The organism is Rhodococcus sp. NPDC058639 (assembly GCF_042717545.1).
Classification (GTDB): Bacteria; Actinomycetota; Actinomycetes; order Mycobacteriales; family Mycobacteriaceae; genus Rhodococcus.
Map to the genome: position 1 here is coordinate 363,642 of NZ_JBHXRF010000002.1, position 20,384 is coordinate 384,025.

A 20,384-nucleotide genomic window follows, 5' to 3' on the forward strand; every position below is an offset into this window, starting at 1 on the left:
GATCGGCGCTGCCGTGCCCGGCCGCACGCCGTGATCGACTACGGGGCTTACGCTACGCCACGATGACCGCAGCCCCGGCGAATCGGCCGGCCGCGAGATCGGCCAAGGCGCGGTCGGCATGCTCGAGCGGGTAGGGCGTCGTGGTCACGTGCATCCTGTGCTCGCCCGCGAACTCGAGAAAAGCCTGCGCATCGGATCTGGTGTTGGCGGTGACACTTCGAATCTGCCTCTCCCTGAACAGATGCTGCTGATAATGCAGCGGCGGGACATCGCTCAGGTGGATCCCGGCGATAGCGAGTGTTCCACCGGAATCCAACGCGGACAGGGCAAGCGGTACCAGATCTCCCACCGGGGCGAACAGGATCGCCGAATCCAGTGGTTCGGGTGGACTGTCGTAGGCGCCCTGCGCCGAAGACGCACCGAGTTCGAGCGCCAGCGATTGGGCATCTGCTCCGCGGGTCATCACGTGTACTCGCGCACCGCGTGCGATCGCGACCTGGGAGGCGAGATGGGCGCTGCCGCCGAAGCCGTAGACGCCCAGGACACCACCTTCCGGGACGGACGCACGCAGCAGTGCCCGGTACCCGATGATCCCCGCGCACAGCAGCGGCGCGAGTTCCGCGTCGGTGTATCCCGCGGGCAGCGTGAGAGCGTAGTCGCGCGGAACCGTGGCGTATTCGGCGTAACCGCCGTCTGCATCCCAGCCGGTGTATGTGGAACGAGGGCAGAGGTTCTCATCTCCGCGGCGGCAATACCGGCACCGTCCGCACGTGCTCCGCAACCACGGAATCCCCACCCGGTCACCGAGGCGATGGGCTCCCAGGTCGCCGCCGACGATTTCCCCGACGATCTCGTGGCCCGGCACGACGCCCGGGCGGTGGACCGGGAGGTCTCCTTCCGCGACGTGCAAATCGGTTCGGCACACCCCGCACGAGAGGACACGGACGAGCAATTCGTCAGGGCCCGGCCGGGGGACCGGAACGCGCACGGACTTCAGTGGACGAGCCTCGATCGGAGCCGGGGACTCGACGCGCCATGCCCGCATCGTGTCGGGGACGCCCATGTGGCTACCTCCTCAGTCGCCTGTCCTCCATCATGTCGGTTCGGTCGGCACCGTGCCAGAGTCGGAGGACCTGCTCATGCCCAGAGCTTCTCAGCCGATCCGAGAGCCCTTTTCCACGCGGGTTCGAGTTGGGCTGCCTGGCGCCGGCCTATCTCGGTCTCGAGGCGATAGAGGATTCCCAGGCCGAAGCTGGACTCGGCAGCGTGACCTTGATCGGAGACGATGTCCAACAGGTGTTCTCGGGAAACGACGGAGTCCTGGAACTCGCCGAGCATGTCCTGGAATTCGTCGAATCGCTCGAGGATCCGCGCGGTGCGCTTCGGATGCAGAGGAGCGATCACCTCGATCGCGTAGCGCATCCGTTTGGCGCCCTTCCGGGCCCGGTGCATCAGTTCGTCACGTTCGTGTGGGTCGTGTGTTTTCCGAACGCGGGCAACACGTTTGTCGACCTTCTTCGCAACCGTCGCGACGCTGCGCGTCAGTTTCTCCGGGTCCAGCGCGGACGTGCGCGACCGCGCGGGAGGTGTGCTCCCCAACCCACTGACGAGGGCATCGAGGGAACGCAGCATCAGGAGATACCGCTCCGAATCGAGGGTCGCGAGAGCAGCGGTGCGCGCGGCATCCGTCTTGGCCGAAAAGTACTCGTCGATCCGCGATTTCGTCGCTTCGCGGTGACGCTCGTCCGGGATCTCCCCGACCTGGCCGGCCAGACGTTCCCACTGCACTTCCAGATCGCGCGACGGGCTGAGCCGGCGGCCGAACCACCGGAGTTCGTCGACGAGGGTGTCGCCGAGAGCGAAATCGCCGGCGTAGGTCTGCAGGGCGCTCCGGATACGACGAGAGGCTTTGCGCATGCTGTGGATCGCGTCGGGCTCGTTGCGGCGCACCGCGATGTCGGACAGTTCCAGGGCGTGGAGTTCGCGCGCGAGATAGTCGCGCAGGAAGCGGGCGGCCTCGGCGAGTTCGGGCACGACCGGGAGGAGGTCACCCAGAACGCGGTGCACCTTGGATGGGCTGGGTGAACGGACGATCCCGGCGGCCGTGAGCCGCTCCTCGATGGCGTCCAGCAGCGTGGACCGGTCGCCGCGGCCCAGCGAAGAACCTGCTTCGACCTCGATTTCCTGCCAGTGCATTTCTTCGTCGTCGCCGCGCACCGCCACGACATCGTCTTCGACGACTTCTGCGAGCAGCGTGTCGTCCTTCCCTCGAATTCGGTGGCGATGCCGGGTCGTCGTGAGAAGTGCCGCGAGGGAGACCGGCAGTCCGCGCCGCACTCCGACGAGCAGATTCATCAATTGGGCAGGGGGCTCGTCCGCGGACTGCCCGTCCGCGTCGGCCAGGGGAAAGTGCAGTTCGGTGCGGGTGTCCGCGCCGCTGGGGAGCTTGACGTGCCAACCGGCGTCGTCTCCGCCCTCACGTCGTCGCAGCGTGATTGCCGACTGCAGGAGCCGTAGATCGGCGGTGTCGTAATACTGCGCGGACAACTCCACCGTGTCCACCTCGACAACGGACACGCGCGGAAGTCCGGTCAGGGCGGGCAGCGATGCCGAGCCTCCGGCCGTGTATTTTCGTTCCGTTTCGGTCGCCGACGACACGGTGGGGCGCTGGGGCATCTATGAACTCCTGTTCGGGTCTGTGGTGGGTACCCGGATCCCACACTGCCATCCTCTGTCCGGAATGTCCCGAATCGTCGGCGGGTGTGACGCGAAACGGGCGGTCGAAGGGTCCTTCGACCCTGGCCGAACGGAATGTGGCACGTGATCATGGTGCGTACTCGCGAGTAGCGGAGGATGGGCATGAGGATTTTGGTGGCGGCGGCGAGCAAGCACGGCTCCACGGCGGAGATCGCCACGGCGCTGGCCGCTGCGATGCGGCACCGCGGTGCGCAGGTCGACGTGGTGCCTCCCGAACAGGTCGGCAGTGTCGACGGGTACAACGCCGTCGTGCTGGGAAGCCCGGTGTATCGGTTCCGATGGCTCCGGGCGGCTCGGGCGTTCGTGCGCGCGCACGAGGATGCGTTGCGTCATCGGGATGTCTTCCTCTTCTCGTCCGTGCCCGTGACCAAGGGCCTTCGCGCCGCGAACAGTTCGTACGGTGTGTCGTCCGTCGAGAACAGGACGGGGGCGCGCGGACACCGGATGCTGACGGGCAAGCTCGACCCGGCGAGGCTCGGTGCGGGCGAGCGTGCGATTGCGCGGATGTGGGGCGTCAAGGCCGGTGACTTCCGAGACTGGGACGCGATCGGATCGTGGGCCACGGAAATCGTCGACAGGGTGTCGGAACACGACGTGCCGGAGGAGGACCACATCGTGACGGCAGGTCAGGCCGACGGCCGGAGGTAGTGCTCGGCCAGCTCGGCCGCGCGTTTCCGGGGTGACCAGTCGATGGGCCGGCCCTCGAGCTGGGCTTCGATCACCTCGAATCCGGCATGCCAGCCCGCGCCGTGCGCGAGGGCATCGTCCTCGTCCTCGGTTGTGTGGGTGAGGGTGAGCCAGCACCCGCCGGAGCCGTCCTGTGCGATCTCCCAGTGCACGACGTCCGAATCCCACAGGTACTCGAGGACATGGCCGGGCCGCACCACGAGGATGCTGCCGTCACTGGTGTGTCCCGGGGGTGGTCCCGGACCACCGTCGTGCTCGTCGGTGCGGCGGAACTCGACGGGTGTGCCGGGCGCGAGTTCGAATTCGACCGCCGCGGGGAACCAGCACCGAAGGCATTCGGGATCGGTGAGCACAGTCCACACCCGGTCGGGCGAGTAGGGGAACGCCCGTTGGAACCGCAAGGCGACGCGGCCGTCGTAGGTACGCGAAACGGAGCCGATCTCCATGAGAACCTCCAAGACGTGAACCCGTGCCGTCAACGGGGTCCTGGTGTGTTGTGCCTCCATGCTGACAGGTTTCTGCGGCTTGCGAAGCGGGTCCGGCGACCCGTCACGGGGTCGTCGAACTCGACGGCAGCGGCGAGCAACTGCAGGGGATCCGAATAGTCCTGGGGATCGACGTCGTACACATCCGGATACAGATTGTCGCCGAGAATGGGGATGCCCGACGAACTCATGTGGACCCGAAGCTGGTGCGTTTTTCCGGTCCGGGGACGCAGCCGGTAGCGGGCGATGTCACCGTCCGTGTCGAGAAGGTCGATCCGTGTCACCGCGTTGACCGGCCCCGGTACCTCCCGTGCCTGCAGCGAGCCCCTCTCCTTGACGATGCGGCTGCTCACCTCGCGGGGAAAGACGAGGTCGGTGGAGCGGGGTGCGATCGCCTCGTATTCCTTCTCGACGAGGCGTTGTTCGAACATCATCTGGTAGGGGCGACGAGCCTCGCGGCGGACGGTGAAGACGAGGACACCGGCGGTCAGCCGATCGAGCCGGTGGGCCGGCGAGAGTTCAGGCAGATCGAGTTCCCGGCGCAGTCGCACCAGGGCAGTTTCGGCGACCCATGATCCGCGGGGTGTCGTCGCGAGGAAGTGGGGCTTGTCGACGACGAGGAGAGTGTCGTCGCGGTACAGGATGTCGATGTCGAACGGCACGCGCGATTCGACCGGAGGATCACGGTAGAGATACACGAATAAACGCTCGCGGTAGGGCGTGCCGAAGGTGATCACGGTTCCGTCTCCACCGACGACCTCGCCGTCTCGGATTTTCTCCCGGATCCGACGGGCGTCACCCGGGAAGCGCGCGAGGAGATACCCCGCCACCGTGCCCCACCTGCCGTTTTCCGGTAGGCGGAGTCGCGACGGGTTCAGACCGTCGCGGATGGGAAGCGGAGCGTCGGGCACGACTCTCACGGTAGCGGGCGCTTTTTCGGGCCCTGTGGGCTCCGCAGGATAACGGTTGGGCTTTGCAGGATAACGATTATGTGTAAGCCTTCAACGGGTATTCGCACCCACATAGCCTGGGTCGGAAGTGACGAATGTTACACATGTGCAAGGGGGATCTTGGTGTGAAGAACTCGTCCGGAACTGTGAGTCGGCGACCGAGTCGGCGTGCCCTCGTCCGCCTGCTCCTGGCCGTGGTTCTTCCGCTGACGCTCGTGTTCACGGGGGTGAGTGCGGGCACCGCATCCGCCGACCCGTATTCGCGATTCCACGAGGACTGGGTCGCAGCGCCCGGTGGCGTCGGCCAGATCAAGGTCCGCATCTGGCGCGCGAACAACGGCAGCAACAAGGCGGTCTACCTACTCGACGGGTTGCGTGCGACCGACAACGTCAGCGGGTGGGAGCACGAGACCAACGCAGCGTGGCTCTCGGACCACGGCGTCAACGTGATCATGCCGGTCGGTGGTCAATCGAGTTTCTACGCGGACTGGTACGCCCCGAGCAACTTCAACGTGCAGCCCTACACGTACAAGTGGGAATCCTTCCTGACCCAGAATCTTCCCGACCATCTCGCGGCCGTCTACGGGATCAGCCGCGGCAGCAACGCCGTGGTCGGATTGTCGATGGGCGGCAACGCGGCACTGATCCTCGCGGCTCACCACCGCGACCAGTTCACGTTCGCCGGGTCGATGTCCGGATACCTCAACCTGTCGGCACCCGGTATGCGGGAAGCCATCCGGTTGGCGATGCTCGACGCCGGCGGCTACAACTCCGACGCGATGTGGGGCCCGCCGTGGGACCCGGCATGGCTCCGGCACGATCCCTTCGTCGCCGCTCCGATGCTGCAGGGATTGCCGATGTGGATCTCCGCGTCGAGCGGTCTTCCCGGCCAGCACGACCGCCCCAACTCGGCGATCGGTGTGTTCAACACGGCGAATGCGATGGGCCTCGAGTCGCTTGCCCGTGTCCAGAACCGCGCATTCCAGGTACGGCTCGCCACGCTCGGAATCGACACCGCCCACTTCTCGTTCCCGATCGCCGGTACCCACTCGTGGGGTTACTGGCAGGACGAACTGTGGGCGATGCTTCCGATGATGAAGAACTCGATTGGCGCCTGACGCGTCCACGTCGCAGGCGGGCCGGACCTTCGTGGTGACCGGTCCGACCGGCGGCGTGGGGGAGGCGACGGCCATAGCGCTCGGTGCTGCCGGTGCGAACGTCGTCCTGGCCTGCCGCAACGTGGACAAAGGTGCGCGCGTCGCCGAGACGATCGGCCCGAGGGCGTCGGTGCATCGACTGGACCTGTCCGAACTGGCCTCGGTCCGGAAGTTCGCGTCCGGCTTGCGGGACACCCACGAGACGATCGATGTGCTCATCAACAACGCCGGTGTGATGGCCGTACCGCTGCAGCGGACCGCCGACGGGTTCGAGATGCAGATGGGCACCAACTACTTCGGGCACTTCGCGTTGACCGGACTGTTGCTGGACCGGGTAACGGACCGGGTGGTGACCGTCTCCAGCGCCGCGCATCGTCTCGGGCGCGTCGACCTGGACGATCCGAACTGGGAGCAGCGGCGGTACCACCGCGCTGCCGCGTATGCCCAGTCGAAGCTCGCGAACCTGATGTTCAGTTTCGAACTGGCTCGACGACTCGACGCGAGCGGATCTACGGTGAGGTCACTCGCCGCGCATCCGGGATATGCGGCCACCGAGGTCGGGAGCCACACCGGCACCTGGTTCGACCGGCTCTTCGCGTTCGGCAAGACGATTCTGCAACGCACCCCGCAGCAGGGCGCCGAATCCGTGCTCTACGCCGCCACCGAGCCGGGACTGCGAGGTGGCTACATCGGTCCCGACGGCTTTCTCGAACTGTACGGGTCGCCGCACACCGCGGGCTGTTCCGCGCGGGCTCGCGACCCCGAGGCGGCGCGCCGGCTGTGGGAGCTGTCCGAGCGCGTGACGGGTGTGCGGTTCGGTCTCTGAGAACAGTTCGACGCAGGTGCCCCGGATCCGTGAAGGATCCGGGGCACCTGCGTCGGTACGCCCGCGTCAGATCAGCGAGATCGCCGCGAACGCGGCGAGGCCGACCAGAGCGGCACCGGTCACGGCCTGCACGCGCCGATCGACGAGGCACATCACCGAGAGGAATGCGGGCATCGAACCGCCGCGGCGGGTGTGGGCAATGGCAGCGACACTCGGCATGCACCGGCCGAGGGACACGACGGTGAACATCGCGGCGCCGAGGGCGGGCGATCCGACGGCGAGCACACCGAGCACGAGCAGGTAGTACGCGCTCGACCGGATGAAGATCAGGAATCCGGGGCCGATGATCGCGCCGAACAGCAGCGACACCTTCCACGGAGACATGGTCCGGCGCAGGTGCCGGGGCAACTGCTGCCGTCGCATCGGAGCCGGCATCGACACGACGCCGATCTCGTGCAACCCGTAGGCCAGTGCGAACACGGCCCACCCGAACAGCAACCACAACGGGGACAGATTCGCCGCCGTGACCGAACCGATGGCACCGAGGGCAGCACCGGTGAGGGCACCGGTGGTCACCGATCCGAGAGCGTGCCAACCCAAGCGGCGGACAGGTGTGGACGCGCCCTTGCGTCCGGGTTGCTTGGGAGCCGCGACGACCCCGGCTACGGACATCCCGCAGGTCGACCAGTTCGCCGCCAGGGACGTGACGAGCCCGGCGCCGACCACCGCCGCGGTCAGTGCCGTGGTCGTCGTCGGTGCGGCGAGACCGGCGACGCCTGCACCGACCACCGCCGCACCGGCGGCCAGGGCGAGCCGTGTCCGGGTGGATACGGCGCCCGCGAGCGTCGGACGGATGTCGGGGAGATCGGTGGAGATCGGTTCGTGGGTGAGGACGGTGGTCATCGGAAACCTCCAGAGTCGTTGCTGTGTACGAAAGTCCCGCTCGTTTCTCAGCGGACGGTGACCGTTCCGGTCATGTACGGGTGGATCGAGCAGGTATAGGTGTAAGTGCCGGGACGGTCGAACGTGTACGAATAGGTGCCCTCGCCGGTGATCCCGCTGTCGAACTCGCCGGGCGACTCCACGTGGTGGAGGAGGCCGCCGTCGTCGAACCGCCATTCGACGGTGTCGCCGACCTCGACCGTGGCGTCCATCGGACTGAACTGCACATTGCTGATCTCGATCACCGCATCGGGAGTGTCTGCGACGGCGCATCCGGTCAAGGGCGCTGCGGCGATCCCGGCCGTGATCGCCCAACGCCCGATTCGATTGTGGCGCGGCATTACCGGCTGCCGCACTACTGGACGATGACGGTGCCGACCATCGACGTGTGCGGCGTGCAGTGGTAGGTGTAGGTGCCCGGATCGTCGAAGGTGTACTCGTACGTGCCCTCGGTGAGCAGTTCGCTCTGCAGAATGCCTTCGAGCGGGCCGTCACCCGCGACGTCGTGGGGTAGGCCGTTGTCGTCGAAACGCCACTGGACCGTCTGTCCCTGCTCGATCGTGACCGAGGCGGGGGAGTACGCCATGTTGGCGACGTCGATCACGACGGCGGGTTCGTCGGACGAGTCCGCCGAACCACACGCGGTCAGCGCGGCGGAGGCGACCAGCGCCACGGCAACGGTTGTCAGTTTCTTCACAGCTGTCCTCTCATCGGATGTACCGCAGGTTCGCGGTCATCCCTGCCTCGAAGTGATAGGCATTGTGGCAGTGGAACATCCACTCGCCAGGATTGTCGGCATCGAACTCGATGGCGAGCTCGGTACCGGGGAGCACGTTGACGGTGTCGCGCCGGAGTCCTCCGTACTCCGGCACCGCGAAGGTGTGTCCGTGCGTGTGCATCGGATGCCACATCGTGCTGTTGTTGGCCATCGTGATGCGGATCCGTTCGCCTTCCCGCATCACCAGTTTTCCGGCGTCCGGCCCGGCCATACCCCATACGTAACGGTCCCCGGCCTGGATCAGCTCCACTCGGTAATCCCTGTCGGGCGAACGAGATTCCAGACGGACGGAATCCGCCGGCCGCAGTGCGCTCTCGGGAAGCAGACGTCCACCGAGTTCTGCGATCGAACCCCCGACATCGGGGTTCGGCAGCGGCGCGGCGTCGGTCGAGCGCAGTACCGACGACGCGTACCCGTCCCGGCCCTCGACTTTCGCGACGATCGGCCACGCACCGGACTTCAGCGTGACGAGCACGTCGTACCGCTGCGCCATTCCGATGATCAGGGTGTCGGTGGTGGTGGGTGCGACGTCGAACCCGTCGGCGGCGATGACGGTCAGTTCGTGTCCTGCGATCGCGAATCGGTACGGCGTCTCGGCAGCCGCGTTGACGATCCGCAGCCGTACCCGGCTTCCCGGTGCCGCTGTCACGACCTCGGGATCGTTCGGTGGGCGCCCGTTGATCAGGTGCAGCGGGTATCCGATGTGCTGGGTCATACCGCCCAGGGGTTCGGACGAACCGTGGCCCCCGGAGACCAGTGCCAGTGCAGCGGAACTCTCGTCGGCGGTGTGTTCCACCGCGGCGCCGCCCCCGTGTCCGGCGTGACCGCCGGAGATTGCGGGATTGAGCGCGGACAGCACGGCCTCCGGTGTGGTGCCGAGGCCGTCGACCCAGTCGTCGAGAACGAGCACGGCGTCGACATCGGCGCCGGAGATGTCGTCCGGGTCCTCGATCACCAGAGCACCGAACAGGCCGCGATCTGCCTGGAGGCCGCTGTGCGAGTGGTACCAGTGGGTGCCCGGGTCCGGGACGACGAAGTCGTACAGGAAGTCGCCACCGGTCCCGATCGGATCCTGAGTGACCGGGGCCGCACCGTCCATGTCGTTGCGGATACGGATGCCGTGCCAGTGCAGGGTCGTGTCCGTGGGCAGGTCGTTGCGCACCGACACGAGCATCTTGTCGCGCACGCCGGCCCGCAGCTCGGGGGCCACGGCGCGGCCGCCGTACGACCACGTCTCGACGAGACGCCCACCGAGGTCCACGGTGGCCACCGCCGCCGTCAGCGCGACGGGGACCTCGCGTCCGTTCCACCCTCGGGCTGCTTCCGCCGCCGCGATCTCGGGGTCGGTGGGAGCGATGTAGTCGAGGGCTGCGGCAGGCTCCGCCCGTCCCGAGCTACACGAGGCAGCACCGAGGCCGAGCACCCCGAGCCCCACCGCACCGGCTCCGAGGGAGCCGATGCGGAGGAAGCCCCGCCGATCGAGGATGGGTCCTGATCGGGTCATTCGAGCACCTGAGGTGTCAGGAGTGTCCCGACGTCTTCGACGGTCCCCGTGACCTCTACCGAACTGACCTTGTCGCCGGTCTCGGCGGCGATCCCCACGATCGTCTGTGCGGGTTCACCGTCCACCTCCGGGCCGGCTCCCAGCACGTACAGCGTCTTACCGTCGACCGAGAAGGCCATGCTGGTGATGCCGGTGAGCCCGAGCGCCGCCAGGTCGAGGGTCTTCACGGGAGCGAACGTGGCCGCGTCGTATAGGTCGATCTTCACGACGTCGCCGCCACGAGCGGAGTGGGGGTGGACCACCGAGTCGGTGTACTCGATCGCGATCCGGGTCCCCGTGTTGTTGATGGCATTGCCCGCGAACCGGCCGGAGTCCTGCCCCGCATTGCCGATCGGCGTCACGGCGCCCGACGGGAGACCGTTCGAGAAATCGAGGACGAACACGTCGCCGTTCGCTCCCACCAGCAGTGCCGTGTCGGCGTCGTCGGCCCAGGTGACCGTGCGGTTGCTGACGAAATCGTCGGGCAGGACCTTGGCCCGGGCGGTCTCGGTGGGAACACCCGCGTCGTCGATCGAGATCTGGATCAGCTCCCGCGTGTCTTCGCAGACGCTGTAGAGCTCGTGCCCGACCATCCAGGTGAACGGCCCGCAGCCGATGATCTGGAGTGCCCCGCTCTCCTTCTTCGCCTCGAGGTCGACGACCCGCACGCCGTACAGTCCGTCGTCCCAGGTCACGAAGTACTTTCCGTCCGAGGTCACCGCATTGGAGCCCGGCCGCGAGTGGACGCGCGCGTAGTCCGGGAGCATGACCTCCGAGGGCTCGAGCAGGTTGCCCGAGTACGTGCTGACAGTGAAGTCTGCGGCACCGCGCGACCCGCGGGGGCGCCACACCTCGGCCGCGAGAACGGCGGGGTCATCGGGCGTTTCGCCGACGAATCCGTGGATCACCGGATCCCAGATGCCGGGGCCGACGACAAATCGGTTTCCTGCCACCCCGGTCACGGGATCGAGGGTGTTGACACCGAGTTCGAGCTTGCCGAAACCGCCTCCTACGGCAAGCAATTCCGTCGACTTCATCGGGACGATCTCGGATACGTGTACCGGCTCGGGGAAGGTCGAGCCGATCTCCTGGTCCTCGTGACCGAGACCGATGCCTTCGCCGGGAGTGGTGAAAGGCACGGTGGGATAGGTAACTTCGCCGGCTGCCGGGCTCTCGTCGTCCGAGCTGCATCCGGTGAGGACGAGTGCGGCGGCGAGCGGGACCGCGATCGCGGCGGTGCGGGGAATGCGCTTGCTGGATCGCGATGTCATGCTCCGGCACCGACCTTCGGACGAGCTGCAGGGCGGGTCTGGCAATCCTCGCCGATGATGGGTGCCATCGTGCAGGTGTACGCCTGGGACTCGTCCGAGACGCACCAGATGATCTCCTGGTCGTAGCTGCCGGAGACGGGGTTGTACATGATCGCCTGCATGTCGGGTTCACCGCAGAAGGCGTTGGAGCACGACGGTGCGCCGCAGCAGTCGTAATAGGCGATCAGATAAGTCTTTCCGGTATCCGGGTTGGTGCAGCAGCCGACCCAGAACTCTGCGCCCGGGCGGCTGCCGGGAGCGCAGGTGGTCACGCCGCCACCGTTGCACGCCGCGCACGAGGTGCCGTCCATGTTGCACCAACGCCAGTACTCGCACTCCGCCGGATCTTTGCCGTCGAACGTGATGAACTGCGGATCCGGTACCTCGGGGGCCGCGGGCTCCGGCGGCAGTTCCTGTGCCATCGCGCTGCGGGTGACCGGCAGCGAGCTGATCAGCGCGACACCCGACACACCCATCGTCCAGCGGCCGATCTTGCTGAGCATCGAACGGCGCGAAGTGCTTTCGGACAGCTTGCGTCCTGTGCGGCTGACGAAGGATCCACCTTTGCCGGCCATCCAGTCCGCTTGTTCGCGGACGGTGTCCTCATCGACCGGATATCGGTTCTCGGTCATGTTGTGTTCTTCCATGGCATAGGCTCCTTCTCTCTCGGGACGGGTCAGGCAGACTTCGCCTGCGCATGCAGGTGCTGGAGGGACGGAGTGCCGGACTCGAGAGCGTTGAGCAGACTCTCGACCTGGGCCATGTGGTTGCACAGGCCTTTACCGCGGATCTTGCCGTGCTCGTCGAGGATCACCCCGTACGGTGTGGTGCCCACTTGATAGGCGATGCCCACGTCGCGAGCATCGATGTAGCTCAGTTCGTCGCCGATATTGCTGCCGGCCAAGAACTCCCGGTGTTCTTCGGGCGTACCGTCCGAGACGATGACGACGTCGAGATCGGTTTCGGCGCGGGCCATCGCACGCAAGCCGGGCAGCAGACTCTTGCAGGTGCTGCAACTGGGCGCGGTGAACATCAGCAACTGCGCCTTGTCGCGGTGCCCGCCCACCCGCACGGAGCGGCCGACGTGATCGACGAGCCCGGCGAACGACGGGCCGGCCTGCTCGACCTTCGGGCCGGTATCCATCATCCTCGCTCCGAGGGGACCGAGCCGGACCTGAACTCGGCCGATCTCCCGTGCGAGCGCGAGGGTCATGAGGAACAGCAGTGCGACCGCGACGGTCAGCACCACGACGGCCACCAGCAGAAATGTTGTCATCGAAATAGTCCTATCTGTGCAAGGTGGGGCTGAGAGAGGGTCAGGAGCCGTACCGCGACTCGGTGCTCACGGCCCGGAGTTTGATCGACGCGGAGGTCAGGTAGTCGTCGACCGGACGCCGGCCGACGTGCACGACGGCTTTGATCTGCACCATCGCCACCACGGCCAGCACGATCAGCAGGCCGCTCGCCCCTCCGACGAGTCGCTCGATCGGGGCGATCTCCGCGGAACCGGTGGCCGCGAGGACGAACGCCGCCGCAGCGAACGATGCCGCGCGCACCGCGTGGAACCAGCCGATCCGCGGCACTTCGTGGGCAGAGAACGCGAAGCAACCGCAGTCGAGATCACGCCGCCCCCGCACCAGGTTCGCGGCCAGCCCGGCTGCGAAGGCCGTGAACAGGAGCGCAGCACCGGCGGCTGCCCACCCACCTGCGACACCCAGGATCAGTGCCGCACCGACGAGAACCTCGACGAACGGCAGCGTCACCGCGACCACACGTTCCATTCGGTCCGGTAGTAACCGGTATCCCTTCACCACCGTCAGCAGTCCGTCCCGGTCGCGGAGCTTCGGAATGCCCGCGAGCAGGAGCGTCCCGCCCAGGATCGATGCGACCATCGCCCACAACATGGATCACGCCCTCTCTGTCGTCGGGCCAATCCTGATGAGCGGATGCGGCACTTTTGCGTCGCGCAGGAAAACACTGTGCGATCGCCGAGTGGAAAACGGCCGGGAACCGCGCCGGGTCTGTTTGTGCAGGTGAAGGGCATCCAGGGCGTCATATGTGCACTCCGGGGGCGGGTGCTCGCCGGTGTCGGGCAGTTCTGGGCCGGTCCCGATTCCCACTTGGGTTCACACCACCGTCACCTCGCGGCGGTCCCCGTAACAAGCACACCGGGCGCGGACAGGAAATCGACCGGAAACACGGACGTTCTATCGTTTTGCCTGGATGGCCCGGTTCCGGAGACGGGCCGACGAACGATCGGAGTGCCGGTGGTCAACGGCAGACGTAGCGGTGGCGGGTCACGGATCGGCGGTGCGCTGGGAGCGGCGATCGCGCGATCCCGGAACGCGGCCCCGGTCACCACACCGGTGTTTTCTCCCCTGCGCGCGCTGGGCCGGAGACAACTGACGCAAGTAGATCTGATCGGGCAGTCCCTGTCGACGGTCGCGCCGGCGACGGGAATGATCTTCATCGCGTGGTGGATCACCTCGGCCGAACCCGGGGTGGCGGGAGTGGCCGCGATCATCGGCACCACCGCGGTGGTCGTCGCGGTCGCCTTCTGTATCACGCAGTTCACTCGTCGACTCGCCGCCGCCGGTTCGTTGTACAGCTTCGCGTTCCACGGCCTTCCCCGGCGCGCCACCCTCACGATGGGTGCGGCCCTGCTGCTCGGTTATCTCGGCATCTCGATCTCGGTGGTCGCCAACTCCGCCGTGAGCCTGCTGGGAATCGGCACCGCTCTGGGTATGCCGAGCGCAGGCACGATTCCCCTGCTGGTGACCGCGGCGCTGGTGGCGTGCGCCGTCACGGTGATCGCGGTGCGCGGTGTCCGCTTCGCGACCCGTGCGATCCTCGTCGTCGAACTGTGTTCGCTGGTGCTCATCTGCAGTCTGATGGTCGCCGATTCCGGCACGCCGATCACCCCGGTGTCGCCCGGTGCGTCGGGGACGCTGCCGTTCCTGGCGCTCATCGTGGTGTTCGGCATGGCGGGCTTCGAAAGTGCCGCCTTCTTCGGCGCCGAGGCACGGCGACCCCTGATCACCGTGACCCGTGCTGTTCTCATCACGCCCATCGTCTGCGGCGCGGTCTTCGTGTTCGCGGGATGGGCTGCCCTGACGGGCAACGCGGATGTGGTGGTGGCCGCATACTTCGACGGCACCGACTCCGGAGCGAGTACGGAAATGGTGGTCGCGGTGAAGGTCGGCGTGACCTTCTCCTGGCTCGCGTCGGCGCTGGGATGCGCGCAGGCAGGCTCCCGGCTGTTGCTGGCAATGGGTATCGAGGGAACCGTTCCGAGACGACTGTCCCGCGTGCACCCACGGTGGCGCACACCGTATGCCGCCGTGATCGCGTTCACCCTCGCAAGTGCCGTCGGCGCGTGGACGTATCTACTGGTGTTCGTCGGCGACTCCGTCGTGTTCGACGGCTTCGTCGAGGTCGCTGTCGTCGGTGCGTACACGTTGCTGGCCGTGTCGTGCCTGCGGTTCCTGCGGCGTATCGGCGAGGATGCCCGGTCGACGACGATGATCGCGGTGGGTATCACGTGCGTGGGGGTCGGACTGCTCGGTTATCTCGCGCTCGACGGGGTGATCGACGGGCAGTGGGGAATTCCGTGTGCCGTGCTCGTGGTGGGCGCCTCCGGCGTGGTGTGGGTGGCCGTGCTGAAGCGGCTCCGGCCGGAGTCGCTGGCGACGATGGGCGCCTTCGACAGCCCGGAAACGACCGACCTGCTGCCCGGCGCAGGCGAATTGGTACTCGACGACGACGGGCGACCGCAACTCGTCTCGGCTCAATCGCTGCCGGGGGACCGGCGATGACCACCCAGTCCGATGCCGCGGTGGGCTTCGGTGGGCAGCAGCCCAAGGCTGTACAGAAAGCGCTGGGAATGCTCGAGGCCGTGGCGCATCTCGGACCGGGTGCCACAGCGAAGGAAATCGCCCACTTTGCCGATGTTGCGCCCACAACTGCCTATCGGATGCTCAATCTGCTTGTTGCGGAGGGTTTCCTGGTGCGCGTACCCGACCTGTCGGGCTTCGCTCTCGGGCGGCGCACCGCCGAACTGTCCCGAGCCGCAGCGGAGACAGACACCTCACCCACGCTGCACGAGACGGTCGAGGAGTTGCGCTCGCACACCCGTTTCGGGTTGCACGTGGCCTCGTTCGCGGGTGGCAGGCTGCGGTTCGTCGATCAGGACCCCGACCATGAGATCGTCGGTATCGCGCTGCTGGCCAAGAACCTTCACTCGAACGCGCTCGGAAAGGTGATGCTCGCCCACAATCCCGGGATGAGCGTGGGTCTCGAACTACGCAGACTGACGGAATACACCGTCTGCGACCCGGAAGTCCTCGAATCGGAGCTGTCCAGGACGCGGCTCGTCGGTCACGCGTTCGAGAATCAGGAATGCCGCGTGGGACGATCGGCGCTGGCCGTGCCGATCCGCAACCACGATGCCGAGGTGGTCGGGGGCCTCTGCTTGCAGGGTTCGCCGCTGCGCGTGTCCCCTGCGGAGTACGACCAGCTGACATTCCTTCACGACGGTTCGCGGCGTCTCACCGGATTGTTGTGAAGCTCTCCAGCATTCCGGAATAGCGTTTCGGAGGCGGAGGCGCGAACTCACCGCGCTTTCCCCCGGTGACGAGTCCCATCGTGACGAGCGACTGCACCGTCAGCGTTGCCGCGGTGACACCGTCGACGACGGGGACGCCGAGGTCGGCGGAGATCCGGGCGCACAGGTCGGCCATCCCGGCGCAACCGAGCACCACGACGTCGGATCCGTCTGCGCACAACGCGTCGAGACACGCTTCCGTGACGATCTTGCGTGCGTCCGGGTCGGTGTCGAGCGCCAGCACGGGGACCTCGCACGCGTGCACCCCCCGGCACGAGTCGTGCATCCCGTACCGGTCGGCGAGATCCCGGGCCCGCCCGGTCGTGCGGCCCAGTGTCGTGACGACCGAGAAACTCCGGCCCAGAAGTGTCGCGGTGTGCATGGCGGCCTCGGCGATTCCCACGACCGGTCCGGTCGCGATCTCACGCGCCGCATCGAGACCGGGGTCGCCGAAGCAGGCGATCACGTAGCCGTCGACCCCGTCGCGCTCTCCCTTCTCGATCTCCGCCAGCAGACCGGGTACCGCGAGTGCTTCGTCGTAGTGGCTCTCGATGGACGGTGGTCCCATCTCCGGGCTGACCGCCTCGAGGCGTGTGCCCGGACCTGCGACGGCCCGGGCACACGCCTCGATCTTGGCGGTCATCGCCCGCGTGGTGTTCGGGTTGACGACCTTGAGAAACATTCGATCAGACGGCTTCCTGCGCGGGGGCGGACTCGGGGATGCGGACTGCCCACCGGGTACGGGTTGCGAGCAGGTGGTAGACGACGAAGCCGAGCCCGCACCCGATGAACCAGCTGTACTGCGCGGTGGTACTCATGCCGGGCGCGGTGTTGAACAGCACCGGGGTCATCGCGACGGCCGCACCGACGACGGTCGCGACGACGGCAGCGGGGTTGTACCCCTTGCTGTACCAGTAGGCGCCCTTCTCGGACATCGTGAACAGATCGTCGACGATCACCTTCTGCTTGCGGATCAGGTAGTAGTCGGCGATGAGGATGCCGAACAGCGGACCGATGAACGCACCGAGGGTTTCCAGCGTGTAGTGGATGACTTCCGGGTTGTTGTACAGGTTCCACGGCGTGATGAGGATCGAACCGACCGCAGCGATCATGCCGCCCGCTCGCCAGCTGATCTTCTGCGGGCTGACGTTCGAGAAGTCGAACGCCGGCGAGATGAAGTTCGCGACGATGTTGATGCCGATCGTGGCGATCGCGAAGGTGAGCGCTCCGAGGACGATCGCGAAGGTGGAGTCGATCCGGGCGACGGTTTCGACCGGGTCGGTGATCAGTTCGCCGTAGACCGGGAGGGTCAACGACGCGGTGACGACCACGAGCAGCGAGAAGACCAGGAAGTTGAGCGGGAGACCGAGGAAGTTGCCCTTCTTGACGGCGCTGAACGACTTGCCGTACCGGGAGAAGTCTCCGAAGTTCAGCATCGGTCCGGAGAAGTACGAGACCACCAGGGCGACAGCGCCGAGCATGACCGGCACCGACGACCAGCCGGTGTGCGTGACATCGCCCAGCGTCAGGTCGATCGCACTCCACCCGGCCTTCGAGATCAGGTACCCGCACAGCAGGAACATCACGACGTACACGGCGGGCCCGCAGAAGTCGATGAAGCGCCGGATGGACTCCATGCCGCGCCAGAACACACATGCCTGCAGCACCCACAGAGTGAGGAAGCTGACCCAGCCGAGAGCGGACAGCCCGGCGAACCCGTAGTCGGCGACTACGGCGTACCGACCGAGCGAGGGAAACAGCTTGATGAGCACTATGTCGAGCGCGGCCGAGGCGAGAAATGTCTGAATCCCGTACCACGCCACCGCGATCAGTCCGCGGATGATGGCGGGAATGTTCGCACCCAGTACGCCGAAGACGCTACGGCAGATCACCGGATAGGGAACACCCGTGATCTGGCTCGGTTTGGCCACGAGGTTGCAGAAGAAGTAGACGATGGTGATGCCCACCAGGAGGGCGACGAGGACCTGCCAGCTTGCCAGGCCCAGTGCGAACAGGCTCCCGGCTGTGACGTAGCCACCGACGCTGTGTACGTCGGACATCCAGAACGCGAAGATGTTGTACGAGCCCCAGCGCTGGTTCTTCAGCGGGGCCAGGTCGTCGTTGGTGAGCCGCGGATCGTAATCGGCGGCGGGCGGACCCGGAACGGGGGCTTCGTCGCGCGGTACCAGCACTTCGGTCATGGGTGCTCCTGGGCGGTGGGGAAACTCGATGCGCCGACGCTAATTGCGTGACATTGCCGCAGGATTACCCGAACTGTATATCTTCCGTGGGCAGCAGCCCGGCACCCGCCGCGAGCGTCGCGATGGCTGCGTCGAGGCGTCGATTGTGATGCTCGTACGCTGCGAGCAGTTGCTCGGTGTCGCGCGCGAGGAACGCGTCGAGCATGGCCTGGTGTTCGTGGTGCAGGTCGGCACGTTCCGCGTCGCTCACGTGCACCATCGGCTGGACCGGTTCGGTGATGTTCCAGGCATATTCGAGCATGTGCAGGAGCCGGTGCATCCGGGACGGGCGAGCGAGCGTCATGTGGAACACGCGGCTCTCGCGGTGGTAGGTGTGCGAATCATGCTCACGCACTGCACGTTCGAGGATTTTGTGCGATTGCTCGGCGAGCCGGTAGTCCTCCGGGGTGGCGTTGTGCACAGCGGCGGCGAGCGAGGCCGATTCGAGTGTTTCCCGGACGAGATACAGCTCGCGCAGTTCCTCGGCCGTCAACTGGGCGACGGTGTACCCGTGATTCTGCCGATGGGTGACGAGCCCTTCGCCGATGAGGGTCTTGAGTGCCTCGCGGACGGGGATGCGGCTGACTCCGAACATCTCCGCGACCTCACCCACCGGTATGGGTGTGCCCGGTGGTGCTGCCCCGGAGAGAAACACGCGCCGCAACTCTTCGAGGATCGCGTCCTGCGGCCGTCCGGGTACGTCCACTCGGAGCCGGTCGACAAGCACCGATCTGCGACGTGGCGCCACGGTGGTGGCTCCTTCCTGTCCGGCGAACACGAGTGACGACGACGCGACGGTAAGCCCGTGATGTGTCCGGTGCGTCTCACTCGTGTGACAGCGACGAGTCGCCGGCCCGTCAGCCGATGCCGCGCGCACCACCCGGCATCGGCGGGTGCGCTATGGGGCCGGTGCCCGCGTGGTCGTGGGGAGCGTGACGCGCGTCGTGGGTTGGGGCGTGGTGGCCGGGCGCTCGTCCCGCTCCTTGTCCTCCGAGCGACTGTCGTCCTCGGGCTTCGTCCGCCGCGGGTACCGCGTGATGTCGCGGGCTGTGGACGTAGCCGACACCTGCTGCGACGTGGGTGCGGAGGTGCGGGCCGAGGTGGTGACCGTGCTCTCCTCGACCGACATCACCGTGCCGACGCCGAGGTCGACGGTGTTGTCGACGATGGGTTCGGCTGTGGTGGTCGGGATTTCGGTCTCCGTGGTCGGCGTCTCCGATCCGCTCACGGGAGAGGCCGTGACGACGGGTGTCGGGGACGGGGGAAGATCCACCGAACTCGAGGTCGGAGAGGGCGGCGCCGACAATTCTTCGGGCTCCGAACCGGGGAGGACGACCACGGCGACCACCGCGAGGACCAGCACCGCCGCGACCGCGGCGATCGCTGCCGTTTTCCGGCGCCCACGGCGGGCGACGGGGAATCCGTTCCGGTTCAGCGGTTCGATACGGCGTCCCATGTCGGTGAGTTCCGTGTCGAGGGGCGTCGCCGTGAGCACCCGGTCGCGCAAGCGCCGGGGGAGCGGGACGGGCGGCACGGCCGCGAACAATCCGGTCGCATTCGGAACGGCCGGTACCGCCAGGTCGACCGCTTGCTGAGCGCGAGCGAACGGGCGGCCGTCACCGGCGGCGGATCCGAGAATCGCATCGATCTCGGTGTTGGTGAAGTGATGTCGCACCGCCAGTTCGAGGACCTCGCGTTCGATTGCGCCGAGGCTGCCCACCGCCTCGCGGACCGCGTACAACTGGGGACGGAGCGGTGGCGCTGCGGGATCGGTCGCGGGAACGAAGCCGACCGAGCCGGCAGCACGCCCGGGCTGCGCACACTCGGAACGGACGATCGCATAGAGCCACGCACGCAACAAGCCGGTGTCGCTGAGAGCGTCGATTCGGCGCACCGCGATCCAGATCGAGTCGTGCACGACATCGGAGGCAGTCGATGCGTCGACGAACCCGCAGGCGTACGCGAACAATCCGGGCGCGTACAAGTCGTACAGCCGCGCTGTCGCCGCGGGATCTCCCTGCCTCAGTGCCTCGCCGACCTCGCGGTCGGCTGACCCGTTCCGGTACGCCATCGATGCAAACCCTCCCCTTCGTCCGCGCCCCCGTG

21 protein-coding genes are annotated in these 20,384 nt (G+C 66.9%); 5 read left to right on the top strand and 16 right to left on the bottom strand.

The features are described from left to right. Positions 1-52: 52 nt before the first annotated feature. Positions 53-1,045, bottom strand: a complete 993-nt coding sequence (locus ACFWU2_RS04665; RefSeq protein WP_378602333.1) for a zinc-binding alcohol dehydrogenase family protein — start codon at positions 1,043-1,045, stop codon at positions 53-55. 92 nt (positions 1,046-1,137) lie between these two features. Continuing rightward, a complete protein-coding gene (locus ACFWU2_RS04670) occupies positions 1,138-2,676 on the bottom strand; it encodes a CHAD domain-containing protein (RefSeq protein WP_378601681.1) in 1,539 nt (512 codons plus the stop codon). Between the two features lie 183 nt (positions 2,677-2,859). On the opposite strand from ACFWU2_RS04670, the gene ACFWU2_RS04675 reads away from it, so the two are divergent. Beyond that, on the top strand, positions 2,860-3,405 hold the full coding sequence (locus ACFWU2_RS04675) for a flavodoxin domain-containing protein (protein ID WP_378601683.1): 546 nt from the start codon (positions 2,860-2,862) through the stop codon (positions 3,403-3,405). Here ACFWU2_RS04675 and ACFWU2_RS04680 read toward each other — a convergent pair. Together ACFWU2_RS04680 and ACFWU2_RS04685 are read right to left on the bottom strand one after the other, a co-directional pair. Continuing rightward, on the bottom strand, positions 3,384-3,890 hold the full coding sequence (locus tag ACFWU2_RS04680; protein WP_378601684.1) for an SRPBCC family protein: 507 nt from the start codon (positions 3,888-3,890) through the stop codon (positions 3,384-3,386). The genes ACFWU2_RS04675 and ACFWU2_RS04680 overlap by 22 nt on opposite strands. Positions 3,891-3,919: 29 nt before the next feature. Next, entirely contained in the window at positions 3,920-4,840 is a 921-nt protein-coding gene (locus ACFWU2_RS04685; RefSeq protein WP_378601685.1) for a pseudouridine synthase, read from the bottom strand. A 164-nt stretch (positions 4,841-5,004) separates the two neighbouring features. Here ACFWU2_RS04685 and ACFWU2_RS04690 point away from each other — a divergent pair, with 164 nt between their 5' ends. Both ACFWU2_RS04690 and ACFWU2_RS04695 read left to right on the top strand, forming a co-directional pair. After that, complete coding sequence (locus ACFWU2_RS04690; RefSeq protein ID WP_378601687.1) at positions 5,005-5,997, top strand: alpha/beta hydrolase; 993 nt, start codon at positions 5,005-5,007, stop codon at positions 5,995-5,997. Beyond that, positions 5,987-6,862 (top strand): oxidoreductase, encoded by an 876-nt coding sequence (locus tag ACFWU2_RS04695; RefSeq protein WP_378601690.1) that lies wholly within the window; start codon positions 5,987-5,989, stop codon positions 6,860-6,862. The genes ACFWU2_RS04690 and ACFWU2_RS04695 overlap by 11 nt, the downstream gene beginning before the upstream one ends. 66 nt (positions 6,863-6,928) lie before the next feature. Here the strand turns inward: ACFWU2_RS04695 and ACFWU2_RS04700 are convergent, their stop codons facing one another. From ACFWU2_RS04700 to ACFWU2_RS04735, 8 genes are read right to left on the bottom strand one after another with little or no spacing between them, the layout of a single operon-like run. Next, entirely contained in the window at positions 6,929-7,765 is an 837-nt protein-coding gene (locus ACFWU2_RS04700) for a methylamine utilization protein (protein WP_378601693.1), read from the bottom strand. A gap of 47 nt (positions 7,766-7,812) precedes the next feature. Beyond that, on the bottom strand, positions 7,813-8,145 hold the full coding sequence (locus ACFWU2_RS04705; protein WP_378602336.1) for a plastocyanin/azurin family copper-binding protein: 333 nt from the start codon (positions 8,143-8,145) through the stop codon (positions 7,813-7,815). Positions 8,146-8,159: 14 nt separating this feature from the next. Further along, complete coding sequence (locus ACFWU2_RS04710; protein WP_378601696.1) at positions 8,160-8,501, bottom strand: plastocyanin/azurin family copper-binding protein; 342 nt, start codon at positions 8,499-8,501, stop codon at positions 8,160-8,162. Between the two features lie 10 nt (positions 8,502-8,511). After that, the gene (locus ACFWU2_RS04715) at positions 8,512-10,086 is read right to left on the bottom strand and encodes a multicopper oxidase family protein (protein ID WP_378601699.1); all 1,575 of its coding nucleotides are present in this window, start codon (positions 10,084-10,086) and stop codon (positions 8,512-8,514) included. After that, a complete protein-coding gene (locus ACFWU2_RS04720; protein ID WP_378601702.1) occupies positions 10,083-11,396 on the bottom strand; it encodes a hypothetical protein in 1,314 nt (437 codons plus the stop codon). The genes ACFWU2_RS04715 and ACFWU2_RS04720 overlap by 4 nt, the downstream gene beginning before the upstream one ends. Then, positions 11,393-12,082 (bottom strand): methylamine dehydrogenase light chain, encoded by a 690-nt coding sequence (locus tag ACFWU2_RS04725; RefSeq protein WP_378601705.1) that lies wholly within the window; start codon positions 12,080-12,082, stop codon positions 11,393-11,395. The genes ACFWU2_RS04720 and ACFWU2_RS04725 overlap by 4 nt, the downstream gene beginning before the upstream one ends. Positions 12,083-12,111: 29 nt before the next feature. Beyond that, the gene (locus ACFWU2_RS04730) at positions 12,112-12,711 is read right to left on the bottom strand and encodes a redoxin domain-containing protein (protein ID WP_169621220.1); all 600 of its coding nucleotides are present in this window, start codon (positions 12,709-12,711) and stop codon (positions 12,112-12,114) included. 40 nt (positions 12,712-12,751) lie between these two features. Continuing rightward, entirely contained in the window at positions 12,752-13,327 is a 576-nt protein-coding gene (locus tag ACFWU2_RS04735; protein WP_378601708.1) for a MauE/DoxX family redox-associated membrane protein, read from the bottom strand. Between the two features lie 375 nt (positions 13,328-13,702). Here ACFWU2_RS04735 and ACFWU2_RS04740 point away from each other — a divergent pair, with 375 nt between their 5' ends. Then, positions 13,703-15,250 (top strand): APC family permease, encoded by a 1,548-nt coding sequence (locus tag ACFWU2_RS04740; RefSeq protein ID WP_378601711.1) that lies wholly within the window; start codon positions 13,703-13,705, stop codon positions 15,248-15,250. Then, positions 15,247-15,999 (top strand): IclR family transcriptional regulator, encoded by a 753-nt coding sequence (locus ACFWU2_RS04745; protein WP_378601716.1) that lies wholly within the window; start codon positions 15,247-15,249, stop codon positions 15,997-15,999. The genes ACFWU2_RS04740 and ACFWU2_RS04745 overlap by 4 nt, the downstream gene beginning before the upstream one ends. Here the strand turns inward: ACFWU2_RS04745 and ACFWU2_RS04750 are convergent. The 4 genes from ACFWU2_RS04750 to ACFWU2_RS04765 form a co-directional block, all read right to left on the bottom strand. Beyond that, positions 15,983-16,720, bottom strand: coding sequence for an aspartate/glutamate racemase family protein (locus ACFWU2_RS04750; protein WP_378601719.1), 738 nt, complete (start codon positions 16,718-16,720; stop codon positions 15,983-15,985). The two genes, ACFWU2_RS04745 and ACFWU2_RS04750, sit on opposite strands and share 17 nt — an antisense overlap. 4 nt (positions 16,721-16,724) lie before the next feature. After that, positions 16,725-18,239, bottom strand: coding sequence for an NCS1 family nucleobase:cation symporter-1 (locus ACFWU2_RS04755; RefSeq protein ID WP_378601722.1), 1,515 nt, complete (start codon positions 18,237-18,239; stop codon positions 16,725-16,727). A gap of 64 nt (positions 18,240-18,303) precedes the next feature. Further along, a complete protein-coding gene (locus tag ACFWU2_RS04760) occupies positions 18,304-19,026 on the bottom strand; it encodes a GntR family transcriptional regulator (RefSeq protein WP_378601725.1) in 723 nt (240 codons plus the stop codon). 150 nt (positions 19,027-19,176) lie between these two features. Then, positions 19,177-20,349 carry an RNA polymerase sigma factor gene (locus ACFWU2_RS04765; protein WP_378601728.1) on the bottom strand — a complete coding sequence of 391 codons (1,173 nt, stop codon included), beginning with the start codon at positions 20,347-20,349 and terminating at the stop codon, positions 19,177-19,179. Positions 20,350-20,384 lie beyond the last annotated feature (35 nt).